The 21,290-nt window shown below is 61.5% G+C and carries 25 protein-coding genes and 3 tRNA genes; 15 read left to right on the top strand and 13 right to left on the bottom strand.

Going from position 1 to position 21,290, the window contains the following annotated elements:
• The first annotated feature begins 48 nt into the window (after positions 1-48).
• Together HOP59_RS17150 and HOP59_RS17145 are read left to right on the top strand one after the other, a co-directional pair.
• The gene (locus HOP59_RS17150) at positions 49-1,416 is read left to right on the top strand and encodes an MATE family efflux transporter (protein ID WP_234254771.1); all 1,368 of its coding nucleotides are present in this window, start codon (positions 49-51) and stop codon (positions 1,414-1,416) included.
• Positions 1,417-1,499: 83 nt separating this feature from the next.
• The gene (locus tag HOP59_RS17145) at positions 1,500-1,973 is read left to right on the top strand and encodes a Spy/CpxP family protein refolding chaperone (protein WP_086508792.1); all 474 of its coding nucleotides are present in this window, start codon (positions 1,500-1,502) and stop codon (positions 1,971-1,973) included.
• Between the two features lie 126 nt (positions 1,974-2,099).
• Here HOP59_RS17145 and HOP59_RS17140 read toward each other — a convergent pair whose 3' ends face one another.
• Positions 2,100-3,632: an NCS2 family permease gene (locus HOP59_RS17140; RefSeq protein ID WP_234254770.1), complete on the bottom strand. Its 1,533-nt coding sequence runs from the start codon at positions 3,630-3,632 to the stop codon at positions 2,100-2,102.
• Between the two features lie 154 nt (positions 3,633-3,786).
• On the opposite strand from HOP59_RS17140, the gene HOP59_RS17135 reads away from it, so the two are divergent.
• On the top strand, positions 3,787-4,533 hold the full coding sequence (locus HOP59_RS17135; RefSeq protein WP_026038191.1) for a Crp/Fnr family transcriptional regulator: 747 nt from the start codon (positions 3,787-3,789) through the stop codon (positions 4,531-4,533).
• 73 nt (positions 4,534-4,606) lie between these two features.
• Here HOP59_RS17135 and HOP59_RS17130 read toward each other — a convergent pair whose 3' ends face one another.
• A complete protein-coding gene (locus tag HOP59_RS17130) occupies positions 4,607-5,794 on the bottom strand; it encodes an amino acid aminotransferase (RefSeq protein ID WP_234254769.1) in 1,188 nt (395 codons plus the stop codon).
• Positions 5,795-6,133 (bottom strand): 4a-hydroxytetrahydrobiopterin dehydratase, encoded by a 339-nt coding sequence (locus HOP59_RS17125; protein WP_010629010.1) that lies wholly within the window; start codon positions 6,131-6,133, stop codon positions 5,795-5,797.
• 110 nt (positions 6,134-6,243) lie between these two features.
• On the opposite strand from HOP59_RS17125, the gene HOP59_RS17120 reads away from it, so the two are divergent.
• Complete coding sequence (locus tag HOP59_RS17120) at positions 6,244-6,855, top strand: hypothetical protein (protein ID WP_010629009.1); 612 nt, start codon at positions 6,244-6,246, stop codon at positions 6,853-6,855.
• A 6-nt stretch (positions 6,856-6,861) separates the two neighbouring features.
• On the opposite strand, the gene HOP59_RS17115 is transcribed toward HOP59_RS17120, so the two are convergent.
• Complete coding sequence (locus HOP59_RS17115; RefSeq protein ID WP_010629008.1) at positions 6,862-7,770, bottom strand: GGDEF domain-containing protein; 909 nt, start codon at positions 7,768-7,770, stop codon at positions 6,862-6,864.
• A gap of 227 nt (positions 7,771-7,997) precedes the next feature.
• Positions 7,998-9,149 carry a cyclopropane fatty acyl phospholipid synthase gene (cfa, locus tag HOP59_RS17110; protein WP_234254768.1) on the bottom strand — a complete coding sequence of 384 codons (1,152 nt, stop codon included), beginning with the start codon at positions 9,147-9,149 and terminating at the stop codon, positions 7,998-8,000.
• Positions 9,150-9,346: 197 nt separating this feature from the next.
• On the opposite strand from cfa, the gene pyrF reads away from it, so the two are divergent.
• A complete protein-coding gene (gene pyrF, locus HOP59_RS17105; protein ID WP_234254767.1) occupies positions 9,347-10,048 on the top strand; it encodes an orotidine-5'-phosphate decarboxylase in 702 nt (233 codons plus the stop codon).
• A gap of 28 nt (positions 10,049-10,076) precedes the next feature.
• Here the strand turns inward: pyrF and lapB are convergent, their stop codons facing one another.
• Genes lapB through HOP59_RS17090 form a run of 3 tightly spaced genes read right to left on the bottom strand, consistent with a single transcriptional unit; the run spans position 10,077 to position 11,894 of the window.
• The gene (gene lapB, locus HOP59_RS17100; protein ID WP_010629005.1) at positions 10,077-11,264 is read right to left on the bottom strand and encodes a lipopolysaccharide assembly protein LapB; all 1,188 of its coding nucleotides are present in this window, start codon (positions 11,262-11,264) and stop codon (positions 10,077-10,079) included.
• Entirely contained in the window at positions 11,265-11,570 is a 306-nt protein-coding gene (locus HOP59_RS17095; protein WP_010629004.1) for a LapA family protein, read from the bottom strand. It abuts the gene before it with no gap.
• A gap of 27 nt (positions 11,571-11,597) precedes the next feature.
• Positions 11,598-11,894 (bottom strand): integration host factor subunit beta, encoded by a 297-nt coding sequence (locus tag HOP59_RS17090; RefSeq protein ID WP_010629003.1) that lies wholly within the window; start codon positions 11,892-11,894, stop codon positions 11,598-11,600.
• Between the two features lie 202 nt (positions 11,895-12,096).
• Between HOP59_RS17090 and HOP59_RS17085 the strand changes: the two genes are divergently transcribed.
• Both HOP59_RS17085 and HOP59_RS17080 read left to right on the top strand, forming a co-directional pair.
• Positions 12,097-12,390, top strand: coding sequence for an FAD assembly factor SdhE (locus HOP59_RS17085; protein WP_010629002.1), 294 nt, complete (start codon positions 12,097-12,099; stop codon positions 12,388-12,390).
• The gene (locus HOP59_RS17080; RefSeq protein ID WP_158409657.1) at positions 12,350-12,745 is read left to right on the top strand and encodes a hypothetical protein; all 396 of its coding nucleotides are present in this window, start codon (positions 12,350-12,352) and stop codon (positions 12,743-12,745) included. Before HOP59_RS17085 ends, HOP59_RS17080 begins: the two co-directional genes overlap by 41 nt.
• Positions 12,746-13,046: 301 nt before the next feature.
• Here the strand turns inward: HOP59_RS17080 and nadB are convergent, their stop codons facing one another.
• Positions 13,047-14,645, bottom strand: coding sequence for an L-aspartate oxidase (gene nadB / locus HOP59_RS17075; RefSeq protein WP_234254766.1), 1,599 nt, complete (start codon positions 14,643-14,645; stop codon positions 13,047-13,049).
• 324 nt (positions 14,646-14,969) lie between these two features.
• Between nadB and HOP59_RS17070 the strand changes: the two genes are divergently transcribed.
• Entirely contained in the window at positions 14,970-15,272 is a 303-nt protein-coding gene (locus HOP59_RS17070) for a hypothetical protein (protein WP_234254765.1), read from the top strand.
• A 1,181-nt stretch (positions 15,273-16,453) separates the two neighbouring features.
• On the top strand, positions 16,454-17,302 hold the full coding sequence (locus HOP59_RS17065; protein WP_234254764.1) for a DUF4145 domain-containing protein: 849 nt from the start codon (positions 16,454-16,456) through the stop codon (positions 17,300-17,302).
• Positions 17,303-17,363: 61 nt separating this feature from the next.
• Here the strand turns inward: HOP59_RS17065 and HOP59_RS17060 are convergent, their stop codons facing one another.
• Entirely contained in the window at positions 17,364-17,858 is a 495-nt protein-coding gene (locus HOP59_RS17060) for a hypothetical protein (protein ID WP_234254763.1), read from the bottom strand.
• A gap of 119 nt (positions 17,859-17,977) precedes the next feature.
• Between HOP59_RS17060 and HOP59_RS17055 the strand changes: the two genes are divergently transcribed.
• From HOP59_RS17055 to HOP59_RS17030, 6 genes are all read left to right on the top strand, one after another.
• Complete coding sequence (locus tag HOP59_RS17055) at positions 17,978-18,169, top strand: hypothetical protein (RefSeq protein WP_234254762.1); 192 nt, start codon at positions 17,978-17,980, stop codon at positions 18,167-18,169.
• Positions 18,170-18,229: 60 nt separating this feature from the next.
• Positions 18,230-18,574 carry a hypothetical protein gene (locus HOP59_RS17050; protein WP_234254761.1) on the top strand — a complete coding sequence of 115 codons (345 nt, stop codon included), beginning with the start codon at positions 18,230-18,232 and terminating at the stop codon, positions 18,572-18,574.
• Entirely contained in the window at positions 18,571-18,828 is a 258-nt protein-coding gene (locus tag HOP59_RS17045; protein ID WP_234254760.1) for a hypothetical protein, read from the top strand. The genes HOP59_RS17050 and HOP59_RS17045 overlap by 4 nt, the downstream gene beginning before the upstream one ends.
• Positions 18,829-19,254: 426 nt before the next feature.
• Complete coding sequence (locus HOP59_RS17040; protein WP_234254759.1) at positions 19,255-19,494, top strand: hypothetical protein; 240 nt, start codon at positions 19,255-19,257, stop codon at positions 19,492-19,494.
• A 139-nt stretch (positions 19,495-19,633) separates the two neighbouring features.
• Complete coding sequence (locus HOP59_RS17035; protein WP_234254758.1) at positions 19,634-20,110, top strand: helix-turn-helix domain-containing protein; 477 nt, start codon at positions 19,634-19,636, stop codon at positions 20,108-20,110.
• The gene (locus HOP59_RS17030; RefSeq protein ID WP_234254826.1) at positions 20,110-20,817 is read left to right on the top strand and encodes a tyrosine-type recombinase/integrase; all 708 of its coding nucleotides are present in this window, start codon (positions 20,110-20,112) and stop codon (positions 20,815-20,817) included. The genes HOP59_RS17035 and HOP59_RS17030 overlap by 1 nt, the downstream gene beginning before the upstream one ends.
• A 39-nt stretch (positions 20,818-20,856) precedes the next feature.
• Here the strand turns inward: HOP59_RS17030 and HOP59_RS17025 are convergent.
• The 3 genes from HOP59_RS17025 to HOP59_RS17015 form a co-directional block, all read right to left on the bottom strand.
• Positions 20,857-20,943: transfer RNA gene (locus HOP59_RS17025), tRNA-Leu, on the bottom strand.
• A 39-nt stretch (positions 20,944-20,982) separates the two neighbouring features.
• A tRNA-Cys gene (locus tag HOP59_RS17020) sits at positions 20,983-21,056 on the bottom strand.
• A gap of 101 nt (positions 21,057-21,157) precedes the next feature.
• Positions 21,158-21,232, bottom strand: a tRNA-Gly gene (locus tag HOP59_RS17015).
• Positions 21,233-21,290 lie beyond the last annotated feature (58 nt).

Genomic DNA, 21,290 nt, shown 5'->3' with positions numbered 1-21,290 from the left:
GCGCGCTTTCACGTAGAATGCAGCCCCCTTCATTGATGGAGCCGTCTGATGCCTGTCGCTGCCGCCTCTTCCCTGGGCTTGACGCTATGGCGCCAGACCTGGCCGATGACCATTGGCGTGCTGGCGCTGCTGGGTTTCCAACTGGTGGACAGTGCCTTCGTGTCTCGTCTGGGCACGGCGCCATTGGCTGCCCAGTCGTTCACTTTTCCGCTGACCTTTCTCATCATCGGCGTGCAGGTGGGGCTTGGCATTGCCATTGCGGCTCTGATCTCGCGAGCACTGGGTGCCGGAGAGGTCGCACGGGCACGGCGCCTGGGAACGCTGGTGGTGTCGGTGGGCAGCGTGACCATAGCGCTGCTGGCCATCGTGTTATGGTGGGCCCAGGTGCCGATTTTCACCCGCCTGGGGGCCGATACGGCAACGCTGCCGCTGATTCGCGCCTACTGGGCGCCCCAGCTGTTTGCGGCCTGGCTGGGGGCGGTGCTCTACTTCATCTACAGCCTGTTCCGCGCCCATGGCGATACACGCCTGCCCGGCAAGATGATGGTCGTCACCAGTCTGGCCAACCTGGCGCTCGATCCACTGCTGATCTTCGGCGTTGGCCCCTGGTCGGGGCTCGGACTTCCAGGCGCGGCCTGGGCCACGGCAATAGCCTTTGGCTGCGGATTGCTGGTCGTGGTGGGGCGTTTGCGTCACAGCGACTGGCTGGCGCGAAGCGGGCTCAGACAGGAGTTGGCGGTTTCGGCACGCCCCTTCATTGGTATCGCTGGGCCCGCGATGATCGGACAGCTGATGCCGCCATTGGCGGCGATGCTCGCCATCTCGGTAGTGGCCGGCCTGGGAGAAGCTTCTGTAGCGGCCTGGGGATTGGCAAGCCGGCTCGAGACCCTGGCTCTGGTCGTGGTCCTGGCCATGACCATGTCGTTACCCCCTTGGTTGGGTCGTTGCTACGGTGCAGGCGACTGGCAGCAGGTTCGCGAACTGATAGGCCTGGCGCTGCGGGTCGTGGTGGCATGGCAGCTTGGGCTCGGCCTGCTACTGGCAATCCTGGCTCCGTGGCTGGCGCAGCTGCTGGCCGGAAGCCCAGAGGTGCGCGGGGATCTGACCCTGCTGATTCGCTTCCTGCTGCCAAGCTACGCCGCGCTGGGCGTCTGCATGCTGGTGGTTTCCGCCGGCAACGCGTTGGGCTGGCCGCTGAGGGCCATGCTTATGTCGGCGGCAAGGCTCTTCGTCTGTTATCTCCCTTGCCTGTGGCTGGGGGCCTGGCTCGGTGGGCTTGCCGGTCTGGCCATGGGGGCCGCGTTGGGGAACGTGTTGGCAGGCTTGATGGCTTGGCAACTGATGCGCCGCTTGCTGGCCCGAAGGGGGCACGATGGCGGGCCCGAGTCGAAACTTTTGGCTCGTGAGCGAACCTGAGGCGCTATGTGCTGTCAGGGTAAGGACGTAGTGGCTCGGCCGGCACGAGCCATGAAAGCAACTCTGATGGAATGGAGTAACCAATGAAGCTCACCAAATTTGTGGCAACTCTCGCGCTCACCCTGGGCATCGCTGGCGCTGCGGCAGCGCAGCAGATGCAGGCACCGCCCCAGGGCGACCAGGTGGATCAGCTCGATCAGTTGCTCGATCTGGACGAGAATCAGCAGCAGGAAATCCGTGGCTTGCTCGACGAGGCGGAGCGACAGCTGGCACCCAAGGAGCAGGAGGCTCAGGCGTTGCAAGCGCGCCTCGGTGAGTACGTTGGCCCCGACTTCGACGAGAATGCCATTCGCCAGGATGCTGCGCGGCTGGGCGACCTGACCGGTGAAATTACTGCCGAGACGGTACTGCTGCAGTCCCGCATCGAAGCTGTCTTCACCGATGAGCAGCGTCAGCGCCTGGACGAGGCGATTGCCCAGCAACAGCAGCAGATGCAGGACCTGCAGGATCAGATGCAGCAGCAGGGTGGTGAACAGCCCGCCCAGCCCATCCAGTAACTGTCTGACCTGGCAGGCTCGTCAATGACGAGTTGAGACAGCGGCTTCGCTCATGAAGGCGCTTCTTGCTGCGAAAAGCCCTGTCACTCGACAGGGCTTTTTGGTTGCATGGCCAGTGGGGCGTCATCAATCGGCGGAAGAGGGTTGCCGGTTGGATGCGGAATTGGCTGAGTATGGGGTGACCAGCTTCTCTTGCTGCCAGGCGAAATAGAGGAAAAGCACGCCCATCACCAGGTAGCCCAACGTGAAGTCCCAGGCGGCGTTGAAGGCCAGCTTGGGCGCATGCATCAGGCCGACGAAGGAGAAGGCGGCCGCGACGCCGGCGAAAGCGGCGGCGCGGCGGAACTGGTGATCGATGACCGAAACGGTCATGGCGCCGATCAAGATGGCCATGAACATGGCGCCCTGGCCCAGCGGCACGATACCGGGCGAGATGCCTGCGACCGTCTCACCGGCGGCATTGTTGAAGCGGGTCATCACGTAGTTGGCGAAGTAGGGCAGCATGGCCAGTGCCACGGCGGGATAGTAACGCGTATCGTTGCTCTGAAAGGCAGTGGCGATCATCGACATGCCGACGAAGACCAGAATCGGGGCAACCACCGAGACCGGGATGATGGCCGCCAGGGCGGCAATCAGGCCGAACATGGTGGCCAAGGCGTAGACTGCACCATTGAGGATGCTGTAGCCGCGTCCTGCTCCCATCCACTTGGCACCTACGGTGGCGATGTAGACGGTGGTCGGGAAGACGCCGCCGAACAGCGCGCCGATCATGGTGCCGGCTCCATCTACCGCCTGGCATTCGCGAACGTCATACTTGTCGCCTGCGGCTTCCATCGCCTCGACGTTGTTCATGGTCTCGATGGCGTTGTACAGCGTGATCGGCAGTACCACCGTGAGCACCGCCAACATGCCGGTGAACAGCAGCCCAAGCCCCTCGAACCAGGCCATGTTGGGCAGCAACGGATAGAAGCCCAGATGGGTGAAGGCATCGCTGAAGCGCTCGCCGCCAGCATCGCCGATCAGGTAGGCCATGGCGGTGCCGATGACGATGGCGAACAGCGAGGTGGGCAGGCGGAACGGCATGGCGACGCGGGCCACCAGGCCGACGATGATGATCGCCAGTACCAACAGGCCGATGATCGGCATTTCCAGCGTCTTGAACAGCATCTCGCCGGCGATGAAGGTTAGTGCCACCCCCGCGACGGCACCGAGCATGGCTGCGCGGGGCAGGTGATACTGGACCCAGCGGCCGATGAGGCTCACGGCCGCCTCGATGGCGCCGCTGATGAAACAGGCCGCCACGGCAACCTTCCAGGCCAGCGTGGCATCGCCGGTGAGCTGTTTGGCGGGCAGCAGCACGCCGAACAGAAACACGAACATCACCGGAGTGGAAATACCGTAGGAGAGCGCGGTGACGTCGCTGCGATTTTCCTTGCGTGCCAGTCGGGCCGCACTCCAGGCATAGTAGAAATTACCCACCATCACGGCGACGGCGGCTCCCGGGAGCACCTGGCCGAAGACGATGGAGGCGGGGAACCCCATGCCCAGCATGGTGATCGCAATGATGACGAAATTCGCGATATTGTTCTGAAAAAGGGCGAAGAAGGCGTCGGTATCCTCCTTCTTGTACCAGGGGTAGTGCACAGGGGAAGCCGCCATGGTGAGCCTCTTATGAGTTGGGTTTGTATACAAGGCGCATCCAGTCTGGCCTGAGCCTGACTGATTGGTCAAGACTGCCTTTGTCGTATAATGCTGTAACGGTTTTGAGTGTTCACGTGCGTGGGCTTGCGTCTGCATCGAGAGGAGAGTACCGATGAGCTCAGAGGAGAGCTGTGTCGTTCGCCATTTTCGCCATTACCACCCGGTGTCAGACGAGGACGTTATGCTACTGGCCCGGCTGGAAGATAGCGCTACGCCGGTGCGGGCCGGCACTGTCCTGTGGGAGGAGCGAGACGAGGCTCATGAATTCTGCACGCTCAAGCATGGCTGGGCATTCTCCTACCGCGAATTGGAAAACGGGACTCGGCAGATCCTGGAGATCTACCTGCCGGGGGATATCATCGGTCTGCGCGAGTTCGCCTTCTCCCAGCGTCTGGCCGGCGTGCAGATGGTCGAGGATGGCGAGGTGTGTTTCTTTCCGCACCGCCACCTGGTCGATATCTTTCGGCAGTCCTTGACACTGACCTCCATCCTCTTCGCCATTGCCAGTCGTCAGCAAGTGCTGCTCACGGAGCGTCTGGTCAATCTGGCACGCCGCAATGCCCGCCAGAAGGTGGCCCACTTCATTCTGGAGATGTTTCAGCGCCTCCGCCAGACCGAGGCCAACGGCAGTGACAGTCTGCGCTTGCCTCTATCCCAAGAGATCCTGGCGGATCTGCTGGGGCTCAGCCCGGTGCATGTCAGCCGTACCTTTACCGCGCTGAACGACGATGGTCTGGTGTTCCGCGACCGATATCAGGTGAACATACCCGACCTGGACGCGTTGAAGCAGGAGGCGGGATTCGATGACCGCTATCTGATCGAGAACATGCGGCCGTTGTTCGATGGCAAGGAGGGCTGACGGGACCGTTGACCGCTCGCCCGAACGCAAAGCCCCGGCCTGAGCCGGGGCTTTGCGTTCGGGCGAGCGTTGCCTAGTTGACGGCCGCGATGGCCTTGGCCAGGTAGGGCAGGTTCTCGTGGGAGAAGCCGGCCACGTTGGCGCGACCCGAGCGCACCATGTAGATACCGAACTCGTCGCGCAGGCGGTCGACCTGCTCGGGCTTGAGCCCTGTATAGGAGAACATGCCGCGCTGCTCGGCCACGCAGGCATATTTCTGATCGAGTCCGTAGGGCTTGAGTGACTCGACGAAGTCGCGCCGCAGGGTATTGATGCGGTCGCGCATTTCGGTGAGTTCCTCGCGCCAGAGGGCGGCCAGTTCGGCAGAGTGCAGGATCTCGCTGACGATAGCGCCGCCGTGAGCCGGCGGGTTGGAGTAGTTCTCGCGTGCCACGATAGCTACCTGGGAGCGCACGTTCTCCATCTGCTCGCTGTTCTTCGCCACCATGATCAGGCAGCCGGTACGCTCGCAGTAGATGCCGAAATTCTTCGAGCAGGAGCTGGTGATGATGACCTCGTCGAGGTTTTCGGCCATCAGGCGCACGCCATAGGCATCCTCGTCGAGGCCTTCACCGAAGCCCTGATAGGCGAAGTCGATCAGCGGTAGCAGGTTGCGTTCGCGTACCACTTCGAGAATCTGCTGCCACTGTCCACGGTCCAGGTCGAAACCGGTGGGGTTGTGGCAGCAGGCGTGCAGCACGATGACGTCGCCGGCGGGAATCTGCTTGACGGCTGCCAGCATGCCCTCGAAATCGAGGCGGTTTTCGGCGTCGACGTAGGGGTACTTGTGCAGCTCGATCCCTGCCGCCGTGAAGATGCCGTGATGGTTCGGCCAGGTGGGGTCGCTCACCCAGATACCCTTGCCGGGAAGCTGGGCGCTGATGAAGTCGGCAGCCAGCCGCAGGGCGCCGGTGCCCCCCGGGGACTGAGTGGCACTGGCGCGCTTGGCGGCCAGCACCGGTGAGTCCTTGCCAAGCACCATGGGCAGAACCACTTCGCCATACTGGGGCGCGCCGTGGGAGCCGATGTAGGTCTTGGTGGTTTCGTTCTTGAGCAGCAGGGCCTCGGCTTCCTTGACGGCGCGCATCACCGGGGTGTTGCCCTGGGCGTCCTTGTAGACACCGACGCCGAGATCGACCTTCTGAGGATTGGTGTCCTTCTTGAAGGCCTCGATCAGGCCGAGGATGGCGTCCCCGGGGACCCGCTCAATATGTTCGAACATTTATTTCGCTACCTCGTCGGTTCTGGCGGCAAGTATGAAGTCGTTGCGATGCAGGCCCTTGATCTTATGGGTCCACCAGTTCACGGTGACCCTACCCCATTCGGTCAGGAGCGCCGGGTGGTGGCCAGCGGCCTCGGCAATCTCGCCCACGCGATTGGTGAACGCCAGCGCTTGACGAAAATTGGGGAAGGTAAAGACCCGCTCAAGTTGCATGATGCCATTGCGTTCGACAATCTGCCACTCGGGCACCTCGGGTTTGAACAGCCTGATTTCCGCTTCCGACACGGTGGGGGATTGGCGGCGGCAGGCCTCGCAGGGTTGACGCGAGAGCTGGGTCATGCCGGTTTCTCCTGAGGCATTTGGCCTTTGCATGGCTACGCTGTAGGGAAGGGAAGCCCTGAAATCAAGCCGGGCCGCCAATGCGGGGCTCGTCAGGGAGTCGAGTTTCAATGCATCAGCATAGCGCCTTGCCGCTCTGGCTCAAGTTGCTGTTCACCGGCTGGATCCTGTTCTGGGCGCCTGCCTTTGCCGTGATGCTAGGCGTGCAGAACTACTTCTGGTTGTGCAATGTCGCCAGCTTTCTGATCCTGCTTGGCCTGTGGCTGGAAAGCCGTCTGCTGCTGTCGATGCAGTGGCTCTCGGTGGCGCTGGTAGGGGCCTTCTGGACGCTGGATGTCGGCGTGGCCTGGTTGACCGGGGTACACCCGATCGGCGGCACCGAGTACATGCTCGATCCCGGACATCCCTGGCTGGCCAGGGTGCTGTCGCTCTATCACCTCATTCTGCCGGTGGTAGCCGGCTACGCCGTGCTGAGGCTGGGCTACGACTCTCGAGCCCTGAGGTGGCAGACGCTGCTGACCTGGTTGCTGCTGCCGCTCACTTATCTCTTCACCGAGCCCGAGCGCAACATCAACTGGGTGCACGGGCCTTTTGGAACCCCTCAGCAGTGGGCCGATCCGCTGCTGTACCTGCTACTGCTGGCCTTGGTCTGGCCACTCGTGCTTTACCTGCCGCTGCATGTCGTGATGCACTGGTGGCAAAAGCGACGCAATACCAGCTGACGCCGTTCAACTGACGACACGATTGCGCCCTTGGCGCTTGGCAGCATAGAGACTGCGGTCGGCCCTCTCGATCAAGGCGTCTCTCGGCTCTCCCAGGCGGTATTCGGCAAGACCGATGCTGGCGGTGAGCTGACCGGACGAGATACCGAAGTCATAATCGGCAATCTCGCTGCGCAGGCGTTCGGCGAGGGGACGGCTGGCGACCAGCGGGGTCAGCGGTAGGACCACGGCGAACTCCTCGCCGCCCAGGCGACCGATGACGTCCTCTTCGCGCAGCAGGTCATGGCACAGGGTAGCGAATTCGGCGAGTACCTGGTCGCCCTGGAGATGCCCCCAGGTGTCGTTGACTCGTTTGAAGTGATCCAGATCGATGAGCATCAACGACAGTGGGCTGCCGTGACGGTTGCTCCTGGCGATCTCTTCGTCCAGACGCGACATCAGGCGCCGACGATTGGCCAGACCGGTCAGATCGTCGGTATCCGAGAGTTTGCGCAGTCTTGCCTCTTCGGCCATCTGTTCGGTGATGTCGATCATCAGGCCATGCCAGAGCACGCCGGTCGCCGAATCTTCGGGCTGGGCGCGCAGCGCGACCCAGCGATAGCGACGACCGGAGAGGCGGATGCGGAACTTGGTGGCAATGGGAATGCGCCAGCGCGCCGAGCGCTCGATGGCGGCCATGACACGCGGGTGGTCCTCCGCATCCAGGCGGTCGAGCATGTGACGCGCATCCTGGCTCAGAGCGTGGCGGTCGATGCCAGGCAGGCTGGTGCCGCTTCCGGCCAGGTAGGGGAAGTGCATGTGGCCGGTTGGGTCACGATGAAACTGAAAGATGACGCCAGGCAGGCGTTCAGCGAAATCGTGCATGCCGATTGGCTCATTCAGCCCCCCACCCGTCATGGCATTGTCGTGTGGCATGCGGGTGTTCCTTGGTTTCCTGCTGCATCATTGCAAACAAGCTGTTGTTATATAACGGCTCGGCATAGTGCCTCAGGTAGGATGGCAGCGCGACGAGCATCTGCATCGGGGTAGAGCCGTTTAGCGAAGGCCTAATATACGATGTAACAGTGCGTAAATCACCTGTCTAGGGCTGTAAGAGATTGCCTACAGATTTTGTAAGCCATCCTTGACCGTATACCGTTCTCTCAGCGCGGCGCGTCGTATCGCACGGTGCGGCCGCGGGAAAAAACCACTTGCCAAAGCTGTATGTCGCGAGCGCGAAAGGCGCCGGCACATACCGACAGGTAGTAGCGGAACATCCGCTCGATGCGCTTGGAGTAACGGTCGGCTATCTCGTGCCACCGGGCATCGAAGTTGTTGCGCCAGGCCATTAGCGTCTTGTCATAGTCAGGGCCGAAGTTGTGCCAGTCCTCGAGCAACAGCAGGCCTTCGCTGGCGTCGGCGATGTATCGTGCCGAGGGCAGCACGCCATTGGGGAAGATATAGCGGTCGATCCAGGGGTCGACGGTGATCTCGGAGCTGTTCGAGCCGATGGTATGCAGCAGGAAGAGGCCCGTGTCAGCCAGTAGTTTCTCCACGGTCTGGAAATAGGTAGCGTAGTTGCGATGGCCGACATGCTCGAACATGCCGATGGAGACGATGCGGTCGAAGCGTCCGTCGAGCTCGCGGTAATCCATCAGGCGAATATCGACGGGCAACCCGGCGCAGCGCTGCCGGGCCAGCTCTGCCTGCTCGCGGGAGATGGTGATACCGGTGACGGTAACCTCATGGTGGCGGGCCGCATATTCGGCGAAACTGCCCCAGCCGCAGCCGATGTCCAACACGTGCATGCCGGGGCGAAGCTCCAGCTTGCGGCAGGCCAGCTCGAGCTTGGCGAGCTGCGCCTCGTGAAGCGTGGTGGCCTCTCTCCAGTAGCCACAGGAGTAGCACATGGTCGGATCGAGCATCCGCTCGAAGAGATCATTGCCGAGATCGTAATGGGCTTCGCCGACCATGTAGGCGCGGGCCCTGCTCTGCAGATTGAGCAGCCCCGCCTGCAGCCGATACATGATTCGATCGGACGTTGGGCGGGCGCGTTCGCCGAGGCCGTGCTGGAGCAAGCGACAGGCCAGTTCGTCGAGGCTTTCGCACTCCCACCAGCCGTCCATGTAGGATTCTCCCAGTCCCAGGGAGCCCTGGCGCAGGATGCGTGAACAGAAGTCGGGATGATAGACCTGGGGGTCCCACGGGGCATCGCCGTTCAGGGTCACTCCCGAACCCTCCAGCAGTGCAGTGAGCAGTCGCTGGGTACGGTTGTCGGGCAGGGAGATAGGACCAATGCGTTGTTCGATTGTCATGGAGTCCTCCCAGTCCATCGGTTCGGGGCTTGGTCGTTGTCGTCACCTGAATCGCCACATGGCAAGATTTGCCGTGCAATCGCAAGGGACTGCATTAGGCAAGAGCATAGTTCAGAAGATAGCCCACTCGACGAAGAAGGGTTAACGCTCCCGGGCTGGTATAATCGCCGCTCAACTCGCCGTCGGAGTGCCGTAACGTGTCCTGTGATTCACCGCTGATCATCGCCCTCGATCACTCTTCCCTCGATGCCGCCCTGTGTCTGGCCGACCGGCTCGACCCTGCGCGCTGTCGCCTCAAGGTAGGCAAGGAGCTGTTCACACGCAGTGGTCCGGAGATCGTCGAGGCGCTCCACGGGCGTGGCTTTCAGCTTTTTCTCGATCTGAAGTTCCACGACATTCCCAACACCGTTGCCGGGGCCGTGCAGGCTGCAGCCGAGCAGGGGGTGTGGATGGTCAACGTGCATGCCAGCGGTGGGCGGCGAATGATGGAGGCGGCGCGTGAGCGGCTGGACCGGTACGGCCTCGAGACGCATCTGATTGCAGTGACGGTGCTGACCAGCATGACGGGTGAAGATCTTGCCGAGGTTGGCGTGGCCGCGCCGGCGGCGGAGCATGTCGAGCGTCTGGCCCTGCTGACCCGCGAGTGCGGCCTGGATGGCGTGGTCTGCTCGGCTCAGGAATCGACCAGGCTGCGGCAGCTGTGTGGCGCCGATTTTCTCAAGGTGACACCGGGTATCAGGCCGCGCAGTGCCGAGCATGGAGATCAGCGTCGCGTGATGACTCCGGCCGAGGCCATGGCGGCGGGAAGCACCCATCTGGTGATTGGCCGGCCGATCACTCAGGCGCAGGATCCCATGGCGGCGCTGGTGGCCATCGAGAAGGAGCTGGCGGTAAGCTGAGGTGCCGGCAAGCTAAGGTACCGGGAAATCACTCTCCCTCGATGCCGGTGATGGGACGCGTGGTGCCCCAACTGCGACAGCTGGGGCACTGCCAGTGCAGCGGTTGCCCGGCGAAGCCGCAGCGCTGGCAGCGGTGGCGTGGGCGAACCGCCAACAGGGCGTGGGTATGCTGCTTGAGCAACTGCAACCGGTTGTCGGGCGCGCCACGCTCTTGCTGTTGATGCTGATAGAGGTCCAGCAGGTAATCGAGCGCCCCCAGGCTGGGGGCGCGACTGAGTTGCTCGCTGACCAGGTCGATGGCCACTTGCAGGCCGAGCCTCTTGCGCTGGGTTTCGGCCAGCAGAATGATCAGACTGGTAACGTGGGCGCGCTCCAGCAGTTCCTCGAGGCAGGTCACCAGACCGGACTCGTCGTCGAGCATGCGATAGGCATGATGCAGCGGCTCGAGCACGATCGGCATCATGTCCAGGTCCTGATCGGGGATGCGCATGAGGATGCGAATGGCTTCGCGATAGTGGCCGGTATCCTGGGCCAGAGCTGACAGCAGCAGGTTGGCGCGTACGCAGCGTGGGTCGATGGAGAGCGCACGGCGCAGATGCTTGCGGGCCAGGCCCGGGCTTGCCGAGTGGCGCTCCTGATCGGCCATTTCGCACAGCCAGTGGGCCGCGGCGCGGCGTAAGTCGTCATGCTGGCGGACCAGATTGGGATAAGCGACGTCGAAAGCGGCCTGCCACTCGCCTTCACGATCGAACAGATCGGCCAGCAGCCGCTTGGCGGCATGGCGGATGTCGTCATGGCTGGTATCGCGGATCAACTGCTGGAGTAGACGCTCGCTGCGGTCGAACAGCCCCAGATGCAGAAAGTCGCGGGAGAGCTCGAGCTGCACCTGGTCGCTTTGCAGTGCGGTCAGGGTGGGGCGGGCCAGCAGGTTCTGGTGAATCTTGACGGCACGGTCGGCTTCGCCTCGGGTACGAAAGAGATTGCCCAGAGTGATATGAGTGTCGACGGTTTCGCTGTTGACCTCGAGTGCGCTGACGAAAGTCTCGATGGCGCGGTCGGGCTGCTCGTTTAGCAGATAGTTCAAGCCGACGAAGTAATCCCGCGACAGCGTGTTCGGCGGCGCGGGATTGCGATTACCCTGGCGCTCGCGTCGGCCTAGCCACCAGCCAATGGCAACGGCAGCCACCAGCAGGGCAAGCAGCAGGGCATCGGGCATTTAGGGCAGTTCCTTGAGCTCCTGAACGCGAAGCCGGTCGAGTTCCTTGCGCTGCTGGCGGTTCAGCCGCTGGGCGCGGGAGAGTGCAGTGCGCAGCCGCAGCCAGACTCCCGTCATCGCCAGCATTCCCAGCATGACGCCACTCACCAGGGCGGCCAGGAGCCAGACGGAGAGCGATACTGCCGGCAGCTCCAGCCAGATCAGGTTCAGCGGTACCGTCTGCTGGTTGTTGACGGCAAAGAGGATGCCGACAAGCAGGACCGCCAGCAGAATGATGGCAACGATCAGGCCTTTGAGCCAACGCATGTGTCTATCCCTTGTTAGTTCGAAAAATTAATAGCCGAGGGCGCGGCTGGCATTGACCTGCTCGCGAAGCTCCTTGCCGGGTTTGAAGTGTGGCACGAACTTGCCCTCCAGCGCGACCGGATCCCCGGTCTTGGGGTTGCGACCAACCCGCGGCTCACGATAGTGCAAGGAAAAACTGCCGAAACCCCTTATTTCGACACGCCCGCCTTCGGCCAGGGTGTCGGTGATGTCATCGAGGATCAGGCGAACCGCAGATTCGACTTCCTTGATCGAAAGCTCGGGCTGTCGCATGGCGATTTGCTCGATCAATTCGGATTTGGTCATCGGGTCATCTCTCCAGGCGATTCCCGGTCCGGTGGGACTGGGCGGCATTCTTATTCTACCCTCAGCATACTGCTCAAATCGTGATAAAACAACGCACTACGACCATGGTCAAGGAAATCGCACAATGTGAGGGTAGGCGCTGCCGTATTTTCGAGGGTTCGGTATACTGGTTGGCCATTCTTTCAGACCACCGAGGCCGACGTTGAGCGAAGCGAACACCCCCGATGCTGCAGCCTTGCGCAAGCGGCTCTATTGGCATTCACGGCGCGGAATGTGGGAGCTCGACCTGCTACTGATTCCCTTCCTCGAGCACTGCTACGATCAGTTGGGCGACGACGACCAAGCCGCCTACCGAGCACTGATCGAAGGTGAAGACCAGGATCTGTTCGCCTGGCTGATGAGGCGTGATCCGCCTGCCCCGGAGTTTCAGCGTATCGTGACGCTGATACAGCAACATGCCGAGAACGCCGACAACGATCCTCATCGCCCCGTCTAGGCTGGCGTGGTGCTGTCAGTTTCTGCTGGCCGTACTGGTCACGGGGGTCGTGCTCCACTTCGGGCCGAGCTGGCTGACAGTGCCGGCCGTGGGGTGGCTGGTGCCGCTGGCTTGGTGGCTGTGGTGCGGGCAGGCACGTGGCGTATTGCACATGCATCCGGAAGCAGCCGGCGGCTGGCGTTGGTCGTGGCAGCCTGAGCCTACTGTCGAGGCGGTGCCGGTCAGGTTGACTTGCGATTACCTTGGCCCCTGGCTGCTCGCGCTGAAACTCGACGGACGCAGGACATGGCTATGGCCCGACAGCGCGCCCGGCGATGCGTTACGCCAGCTGCGCCGCGCCTTAGGCTACGTCTGAAAACTGGCTGCGCTTGGCCATACGGCGTTAAAAATCAGCTCAAAGTACTCATTTACACCACGTAAACTCCGTCTTTTGACTCGCGACATCCCTGTCGCTCGCTCTTCGAGCAGCGGAGCTGCCCAAATCGGCTTCCCTGCCGATTTGTCGCTGATTTTTGCCTTGCGACCCACATGGATGTGGGAAGTGCGTTGGCCCGTAGGGAACGGGCCTAGCCCTGACCTTCGCTCGCCGACTTTCCAGACACAGCCTAGTGCGATGACGCGCGGCGTATCGGCTGAGCGCAGGCCGGATGGCGCCGTTACAGGCTCAGGTCGTGCAGATGCAGGCGCGACGGTAGTGGTGTCAGGCCGGTCTTCACGTGCTCCGGGCAATCGGGGTTGTAGTGCAGCCCGCGGGATTCGCGGCGCATGCGCGCCGCCTTGACGGTCAGGCGGGCCAGCCTGAGCGCATGCCACAGACTTGCCAGCGCCGTGCTGGGTGCGGCATTGGCGATGGCGCTTCGCACCTCATGTATCAGCGCGTCCAGTTCGTCGGCAGCGGCCTCAAGCCCTGCGTCGCGGCGCACGATTGCCACATGCTGGCTCATGACGCTGCGCATACGAAGACGCCATTGCTGAATACGTTCGGCGTCGACCGACCCACTCCCTGAATGTGAAGGCGTCAGCGACGCCGGGGCGGTTGCTTCGGCGTGCGCCAGTCTGGCAGCGCAGCTACGGGCAAAGACCAGGCACTCCAGCAGCGAGTTACTGGCCATGCGGTTGGCTCCATGCAGGCCCGTGCAGGCCACTTCCCCGATGGCATACAGATGCGGCACGCTGGAGCGGCCGTCCGGGTCGGTGGCAATCCCGCCGCAGCTGTAGTGGGCGGCGGGCACCACGGGGATCGGCTGCCGGGTGATGTCCAGGCCGCGGCCAAGGCAGTGGGCATGGATGGTAGGGAAGTGATGACGGATGGCCGTTTCGCCCAGGTGTGTCACGTCCAGCCAGACATGGGGCGAGCCGGTGCGCTGCATCTCGGCGTCGATGGCGCGGGCGACGATGTCGCGCGGTGCCAGTTCGGCGCGGGGGTCGAGTTCCGGCATGAAGCGGCGTCCGTCGGTGCTGTAGAGGCGTCCGCCTTCGCCGCGCACTGCTTCGCTGATGAGGAAGGGTGGGCCTTCCGGATCGAAGAGACAGGTGGGGTGAAACTGCTGGAACTCGAGGTTCATCAGCTCGGCGCCCAGTTCGGCCGCCATCATCATACCTTCGCCGCTGGCAGGGTGTGGGCTGGTGGCATGGCGATAGATGCCGCTGGCGCCGCCGGTGGCCAGCACGGTGTCGTTGGCCACCAGTTCTTGCAGCTGGCCTTGCTCATCCAGGCAGCGTGCGCCGCGACAGCGGTTCTCGCTGTCCGACAGTAGCTCGATGGCCACCAGGTCGTCGCGGATTGTGATGGCGGCATGCCCCTCGGCATGGCGCTTCAGCGTATCCAGCACGGCACGTCCGGTGGCATCCTCGGCGTGGATGATGCGGCGCGTACCGTGTCCGCCTTCGCGAGTCAGGTGGTAGGGGTAGCTGGCGGTGGGACTGTCGTCGCGGGTGAAGGGCACGCCGAGCGAGAGCAGCCATTCGATGGCCCCGGGCCCCTGTTCGACGGTAAAGCGCACGGCCCGCTCGTCACACAGCCCATCGCCGGCCACCAGTGTATCCGCTACGTGGGCATCGAAGTCGTCCTGGGGGGAGAGCACCGCGGCAATGCCGCCCTGGGCCCAGCGGCTGGCACCCTGGTCGTCGTTGGCGGGGCGCACCAGTGTGACGCGACGCGTCTCGGCGGCATGCAGGGCGAGGGTCAGGCCGGCGACACCGCCACCGATGACCAGTACGTCATGTTCGCTACGAGCCAGTATGCTTGGGGCCATGCGGGTTCTCGCTGAAGCCTGTTGCATCAGCCAGCTTGGCTCAAAGGTGCCTGAGGTTACAGGGATGAGAGTGGGATAGCGAAGAGCCTGGTGCCCGGAGCCGGGCTTGAACCGGCACGGTGTTGCCACCGAGAGATTCTAGGTTCGTTTCCAGGCTAGTCGAGGATGCGCCTGCATCGCTCTTTCCTGTTACTTCAATCACTTAGCTGGCTGGCATGTTAGAAAGATGCGCGATTGTAGCATGCAGACTGCGACCAGTCTGCGACCAAGCAGTGCAACCCGCTATGATGGGCATAGCAAGTAGCATTGGGTGAGGGAGTGGGGGTGGCCAAGAAGACATCACGGGAGCGGATCGATGGGTATCGTGCGCGAAAGAAGATTGCTGCTGAGCAGCTTTTAGAGCGCGGTCGCTTCCCAGAGGAAAAGACAGAAATCGAACTGACACCCGAGGAGCGCTTTAGAAAAGAGCAGCTCAGAAGGATCGCTGCTGATAAAAAACTTAAGTTCCGCCAGAAAGAGAAGACTAAGGCAAAACCCAAGCGGCGCAAAAAGTGTGGAGCCAAGGATGACATGCTTGCCCCTTGGCATCGTGCATCAGGATGCGCTTTTTCCGGCAAGCGCCGCTGACCACATGGATGAGGGCTACCGCAGCGTGCAATAGTGCAAGCTCCTGGAACGCCGCGGCTGGCTCAGCCTGCGCCGCGCATCGTCTTTGTGGGATCGTGTCATTGAATATCACGTTGTGTAGCAAGGCCACTTGGTAAGCGGCCGGGTCAGACTCATGGATCTGTACTAGGCCAGTGGCTACTGGAACTATCTACTCGAGCGGGGGCAGAAGGTGTAGGAGAGTGTATGCCGGGTCGCGCGTGACCAGGCAGCGCCGACAGGCAGGTGATGAGGTCGTTGCCGTTTTGAGGGTGGCTACGATCGCCAAGGGCGAATCGAGCTTCCGCTTGCGGGCATGGTGCTGGAAGCCACGGAGAAAGAGATTGCCAAGGAATTCGCTGGCGACATCACCGACGCTTGCATACAGCGAGTGCCTGCTAGGCACCTTCGCTCCCTGACGACACTGGGCCCTGCGGGGCTCTTTCTCATTCCGAAGGCCAGAATACTACGATTTGTCACCGACCCGACTATCGGCGAGCGGGCCATGCTTCATGAGCTTTCCATTCGCTATGACTTTCACTACAGCACAGCACTGTTCGTCGCCGGCACTAGCGAGGCCTACGTGGCAGGTACCTAGTAAAGATAAGTATCCGCTGGCGTGAATGGAATGGTCGGAAACTGGAGCTGCAGGATCACCACTACAGCATCGGCACCCCTATTGACAAAATCGGCCAAATCGTCGGCCACACCCCGGCAGTTGTGAGGCGCCGAGCAGCGGAGCGAGGCCTGAAGCACGCGCGGCACTGTAGCGCCCAGGCAATCCAAAACTCCGAGGCCGCCCACGGCAAGCCCCTGGTGGCTATCGCCAAGGAATACCGCGGCCGCCGCCTCTCCCGCTCCGATCTCGCCGGCGCCATCGGCGTCACCTCCACACATTGCGCCGGTTCCTGCCCAAAGAGATCTGGCAGTCCTGGCCGGTTATGACCATTGGCCGCGTCGATGCCGCCCGGCAACGGCGAAAGGCCGCCTGACACGCACATCCGGCCGTCACCGCGCTGCTCGCACGGACGGGCACGGCCGGTGGGTTACCAGCACCGAATATCCACGAGCTGCGGCGACGCGCCGACCTCCTTCGCTCTACCTCGCCACCACCGCCATGGGGTCGGCTGTAACGGGATGAGCGGCACCGCCAAGCGGTAGGTGTGGGCAATGCCGACCGGGGCACGTCACGCCCCCACGAATTCAACCGCTCTGGCTGTGCCAAGGCTGCGCCTAGGAGGAGAAGCTGGGACATTGCTAGCAAAAAGATATTTCAATCGAGTAAGCTGCATGCTGTTGATATAGCTTATGTGAGAAAAAATGTGGTTGATATCAGAGATAAGGTGGTCACGTCGAGCTGCCCAAAGTGCTTAGGGTATAGGAAGTGCGATGTTGTCGCCGTACATTCAAAAGAGTGGTCTGACGAAGGCGGATCAATCTGGGGAGGTAACGTGTTCCGCATTGTGGAGTGCCGCGGATGCGAGACTGCCTTCTTTCAGAGTACTGAATATTGTTCTGAGTATAGTAATACATGGTACGACGAAAGAACGGGAGAGGTTGAAGGAGATGATGGTGACATCGAAACCACTTGGCCCATTACAGAAAAACTGCCGCGTCCTGAGTGGCATAAACAGCTAATACGAATTGATGCTAGATTAGATGAGATTGTTACTGAGGTGAGAGTGGCAATAGATAATAATCTAAATATTTTGGCTGGGACCGGGATTCGAACTGCTTTTGATTATGCAGCAGAGCTAATTGGGGTTGATGCAAATCTTTCTTTTCGAAAAAAGATTCAGACTCTTCTTGGTAGGAGAAAGATTAGCTTGGAGGAACACGATGCTTTACTAGCACTGACTGATGCAGGAAGCGCAGCAGCACATAGAGGATGGAAGCCCTCGTTCATAGAATTAAAAGGATTGGCCGAGATTCTTGATGCTTTTCTATATCGGGCGTTCATAGTCGAGAGAACGACTAGAAGCCTAAAGAAAACAATTCCATCTCGACGGTAATCTATACCCCCATATGGCCGCCTAAAGAGTGGCCTTTCTGAGGAATTAATAAGGGTTCAACCTACTCCCCGGCCTGACAGGCCCGTTCCACATTCCATGTCACGGAGACCTGCAGCCCGGCGCCGGCCGCCACACTGATCGACTCTGGACGCATGTTCTGGCTACCGCAGAAGGCTTCAGCGGCGGCAATGGCGTGGTTGGATGCGTAATCCACCAGGGAGCCAACCACGCTTCGTTGCCGCTCTTCAGGCACGCGCTGGCCCAAGACCATGCTGCCCTGCGAGCCAGGTTCAAAGTGGTACCCAGGCGGGAAGAACACCGCTTGCGGATCGCCGCCTTCGAGACTGGACAGGGTGACGTAAGAGCCGGGTCTGTCCGGATCCTCAAGCATGAGCATCGGCGCTTCCTGCTGTGCCTCGTAGAGCTGAACCTCGCCATCGTCTGTCACCACCATGATCACATTCATGGCTGCTGGAAGGCTGCTGCTTTCCTGCCCAAGGGTGGCGGTCGAGAAGCTCAGTGAAAGAGCCAGTGGGAGCACGTAGCGCTTTTTCATGATGATGCCCTGCGTCTGTGGGTACCCCTTCAGCTTAACCCTTTCGCTGCGGTCCCTGGTGCCGCGCTTTTCACGTTTATCCAGTTCGCGCTGGGCTTTTTAGTTTCTAGGAGAACAGCATGCTCGAGCAACGCGAGGTCAAACACTTCCACCTCTTTTGGGGCCTGGGTGCCGGCGCCAAGGGTTTCAACCGCGGCCATGCCCGCGTCGGCAGCATGGAAGCCCGTTTTCGCTGCATCGGCGGCGTTGACTTGGACCCGGCCGCAATCGCCGACTTCGGTCGGCTGACCGGCACCACCACCGCTGCGTGATGTGCGGCAGCCCGATCAAGGCGCGGGAGCCGTGGCGGGAAGAGAGCGAGGAGGTGGAGAATGGCTGAATTTCAACGTGAGCATCGCTACTGGGTGGTCAAGCGTAAGCACCTGACGCCGGAACTGGACGAGGAACTGCGCCTCTGGTTGGAGCAGATCGGGCATCCACCGATGGAGTGTGTTTGCGTCGAGTCCGGCTGGCCGATCTATGAGGAGACCTGGGAGAACGTGCAGCGCATGGCCGGGGGAAGGCCATCGATAGGTCAGGAGCGTGACGCCTTGGAAACCCGGCTTCGCCACCGTGAGGGCCTGGTGAGGCGCGCAATCCAAAAAGAGGAGCAGTACAGTACAGCGCCCTGGCGGCGCATGTGGAGCGGCTGTCCGAGCTGCTGGAGCGCTCCATGACCGGCCTAGAATGGTATCGGGACGCCTACCCCGAGGCCGATAGTGGCGCAGATGATGAACACGCCGCTGAGGTGGAAGAAGCCTTGGCCGACAAGCCCACCACAACCAGCCTCGCCCGCCTGATCGCGGAGAAGCAAGCTGAGGCGTTGGGCGGCCTGCTAGCGAAATATCAGCGGAGCGCCATGGTTCACCCCGAGGCCCTGGAAGCGTTCATTCGTCGAGAGGCAGCTGAACCCCGCCGCCAAGCCGACTGAGAGGAAACACAAATCTACGTAATATTACAGAAATATGACAATGAAGCATGAGTAACCGCGAATATAATCCTGCGCTCTCCGGCCCTCTGCCGGGGAGATAAGAGGAGGAGCGCGACCCGCCATGCCGTGCAATGGACGGCATAGAAATGTACGTCACATTACGAACACTGAGCCCATTTCAGCCTAGCAACTTTCATTCTGGGGGTGCCCGATGGATGAGAGCGACCGGTCTCTGCAAGTCACGGCCGTCATTATTGACATCTTTCCGCGTGGAGCTGGTGGCAATGCGCCCGGTCACGCCCACAAGGTTCCCGGGGTTTGGAATAGCGACAACGATCAGCTCGCCGGCAAGCCTTGCGGGTGGTGCGCAGTGTGGCAGAGGTTGAGCGAATCTCAGGCGACTAAGAAAAGCCTAGGAGGTGAACAATGACTGATCTGACCCAAGCTGCGATGGAGATAGAGGTTGAGGCATGGCGGAGACGCGCGGAAGCAGCTGAGCGAGATCTCGAACTCCTGTCCGCACGCCTCGAGGAATCGTTAGAGGAACTGAGGCTGGCAAACGAGCGAGAACAGGTCGTGGCGGCGCTTGAGGGCCAGCTCGCTAGGCTGAAAATTGTGATTGACATGATGGAAGGTGGGTCATCGACCAGTGGGGCAGCTTCCTGACTCGGACCGAGGCGTGGCAGATAGCCGAGGCAGCCGACCAGATACACCGAACAGGGCCGGGCTTCGATGGCCCGGAACTACAGCGAAAACCTTTACTAGCCGCCCTCGAGGCGGTTTCTTTTTGCCTGGGGAGAAAGCCATGCAACCACTCATGACGCCCGGCGAGGTCGCCGAGCTGCTGCAGGTCAGCCAGCGCAAGGCCTATGCCCTCAAGGACGAGATCGGCTATGTCGAGCTCGGCGGCAACGTGAGATTTGAGCGCGACGCCGTGCAAGCATACATTGAGCGTTGCAAGCGCAGCCCCAGGGATAGGGGGGGGGACACAATGGGAGTCACGGTCCGGTACCGTGCCGCCCGGGATCGGTGGGTTGTCATCGAAACGGGTGAGCGCGGCAGATATCAATGCTCGTTTACAACAGAAGAGGATGCAGAAGAATATGCCACGAAGCGACGCGCTGAGCTGAACGAGGCGCGGTTCAATGGCGTTATGGGGCGGGCCCGGCGCAAGACGTTCATGGAAGGGTTGTTGCGCTGGGTCGAGGAGTACGACACGGAGAGCCAGGGCCAAGCATTCGCTGGGTGGCGAAGTGGTTTGATCGGGAAGCGCCCGACGTGATGCTCGGGCAGGAGACGCTGAATGCGGCTCGGCGCATGATCAAGGAAATGAGAGGCGCACGACTCAGCCAGAGCACGATCAATAATCGCGTGCAGGTGGTGAAGCGGGTGCTGGGCTTGGCCTTCAAGGAGTGGGACTGGATCGATCAGCCGCTGGGCGCGAAGCTCTCGAAGCCGGCGCCGAAGAACGAGCGGCACGTCTACCTCACGGCGGACGAGATCCGGGAGCTGGTCACCGCGGTACCGAAAGGCAAGGAGATCGAGCGGAAGGTGATTCTGCTGGCCTGCCTCACCGGGCTGCGGAAGGGCGAGCTGCTCAGTCTCGAGCGATCGAACCTGCAGGCCGGTCGCATCGTGTTGCGACCAGGGCAAACCAAGAGCGGGAAGGCGAGGGTGATCCCTTTGCCGGAAGATGGCCATGCCTTGGTAGAGCAACTGCCGTTCGACACCAGCGAGCAACGGCTACGGTCGGCGTTCGAGAAGGCGAGGGCGGCAGTAGGGCGGCCGGATCTGCGGTTCCACGATCTGCGTCACACGTATGCCTCGCTACTGGCGGAAGCCGGCGAGGTGATGACGACGGTGCAGGCGCTGTTGGGCCACAGCAGTCTGGTGGTGACGAGCCGATACGCTCACATGTTCGATTCGAGACTGGACCAGGTCGCAGGGAAGCTACCGAGGTTCTGCGACCAAAATGCGACCACGCACTAGGTCAGCAAGAGATTGGATGACGTAAGAGATTGAAAGGATTGGTGCCCGGAGCCGGGCTCGAACCGGCACGGTGTTGCCACCGAGAGATTTTAAGTCTCTTGCGTCTACCAATTTCGCCATCCGGGCGGCACGGTTTCGAGCAGGCAGCTGAAAGGGAACAAGAAATGGAGGCTGGAGTCGGAATCGAACCGGCGTACACGGAGTTGCAGTCCGCTGCATAACCACTCTGCCATCCAGCCTCTGAGAGTCGTATTGGGCGAGAAGGAGATCGATCGGACCGGCGTTCCGGCTCACGACCCTCTCGATACCGCCTCTCCTGGAGCTTGGCCCGCAAGAGATTTGGAGCGGGAAAGGAGATTCGAACTCCCGACCCTCGCCTTGGCAAGGCGATGCTCTACCACTGAGCTATTCCCGCTCGACTCGAGAGCGAATTATACGGATAAGCCGCTTAGTGTCAATCACTTGTTGGCGTT

Source organism: Billgrantia aerodenitrificans, from assembly GCF_021404405.1.
Lineage (GTDB): Bacteria > Pseudomonadota > Gammaproteobacteria > Pseudomonadales > Halomonadaceae > Halomonas > Halomonas aerodenitrificans.
This window is presented reverse-complemented; position numbering and strand designations above follow the sequence as displayed.

Excerpts from the sequence above, each read along its gene's own strand:
- HOP59_RS17080 (WP_158409657.1), top strand. The coding sequence starts at position 12,350 with ATGCCGAGAACGCCGACAACGATCCTCATCGCCCCGTCTAGGCTGGCG.
- HOP59_RS17130 (WP_234254769.1), bottom strand. The coding sequence starts at position 5,794 with ATGTTCGAACATATTGAGCGGGTCCCCGGGGACGCCATCCTCGGCCTG.
- HOP59_RS17030 (WP_234254826.1), top strand. The coding sequence starts at position 20,110 with ATGCTCGGGCAGGAGACGCTGAATGCGGCTCGGCGCATGATCAAGGAA.
- cfa (WP_234254768.1), bottom strand. The coding sequence starts at position 9,149 with ATGACAATCGAACAACGCATTGGTCCTATCTCCCTGCCCGACAACCGT.
- HOP59_RS17125 (WP_010629010.1), bottom strand. The coding sequence starts at position 6,133 with ATGACCCAGCTCTCGCGTCAACCCTGCGAGGCCTGCCGCCGCCAATCC.
- HOP59_RS17135 (WP_026038191.1), top strand. The coding sequence starts at position 3,787 with ATGAGCTCAGAGGAGAGCTGTGTCGTTCGCCATTTTCGCCATTACCAC.
- HOP59_RS17140 (WP_234254770.1), bottom strand. The coding sequence starts at position 3,632 with ATGGCGGCTTCCCCTGTGCACTACCCCTGGTACAAGAAGGAGGATACC.
- lapB (WP_010629005.1), bottom strand. The coding sequence starts at position 11,264 with ATGCCCGATGCCCTGCTGCTTGCCCTGCTGGTGGCTGCCGTTGCCATT.
- HOP59_RS17050 (WP_234254761.1), top strand. The coding sequence starts at position 18,230 with ATGGCTGAATTTCAACGTGAGCATCGCTACTGGGTGGTCAAGCGTAAG.
- HOP59_RS17150 (WP_234254771.1), top strand. The coding sequence starts at position 49 with ATGCCTGTCGCTGCCGCCTCTTCCCTGGGCTTGACGCTATGGCGCCAG.
- HOP59_RS17115 (WP_010629008.1), bottom strand. The coding sequence starts at position 7,770 with ATGCCACACGACAATGCCATGACGGGTGGGGGGCTGAATGAGCCAATC.
- nadB (WP_234254766.1), bottom strand. The coding sequence starts at position 14,645 with ATGGCCCCAAGCATACTGGCTCGTAGCGAACATGACGTACTGGTCATC.
- HOP59_RS17120 (WP_010629009.1), top strand. The coding sequence starts at position 6,244 with ATGCATCAGCATAGCGCCTTGCCGCTCTGGCTCAAGTTGCTGTTCACC.
- HOP59_RS17095 (WP_010629004.1), bottom strand. The coding sequence starts at position 11,570 with ATGCGTTGGCTCAAAGGCCTGATCGTTGCCATCATTCTGCTGGCGGTC.
- HOP59_RS17055 (WP_234254762.1), top strand. The coding sequence starts at position 17,978 with ATGCTCGAGCAACGCGAGGTCAAACACTTCCACCTCTTTTGGGGCCTG.
- HOP59_RS17035 (WP_234254758.1), top strand. The coding sequence starts at position 19,634 with ATGCAACCACTCATGACGCCCGGCGAGGTCGCCGAGCTGCTGCAGGTC.
- HOP59_RS17060 (WP_234254763.1), bottom strand. The coding sequence starts at position 17,858 with ATGAAAAAGCGCTACGTGCTCCCACTGGCTCTTTCACTGAGCTTCTCG.
- HOP59_RS17145 (WP_086508792.1), top strand. The coding sequence starts at position 1,500 with ATGAAGCTCACCAAATTTGTGGCAACTCTCGCGCTCACCCTGGGCATC.
- HOP59_RS17090 (WP_010629003.1), bottom strand. The coding sequence starts at position 11,894 with ATGACCAAATCCGAATTGATCGAGCAAATCGCCATGCGACAGCCCGAG.
- HOP59_RS17040 (WP_234254759.1), top strand. The coding sequence starts at position 19,255 with ATGACTGATCTGACCCAAGCTGCGATGGAGATAGAGGTTGAGGCATGG.
- HOP59_RS17045 (WP_234254760.1), top strand. The coding sequence starts at position 18,571 with ATGACCGGCCTAGAATGGTATCGGGACGCCTACCCCGAGGCCGATAGT.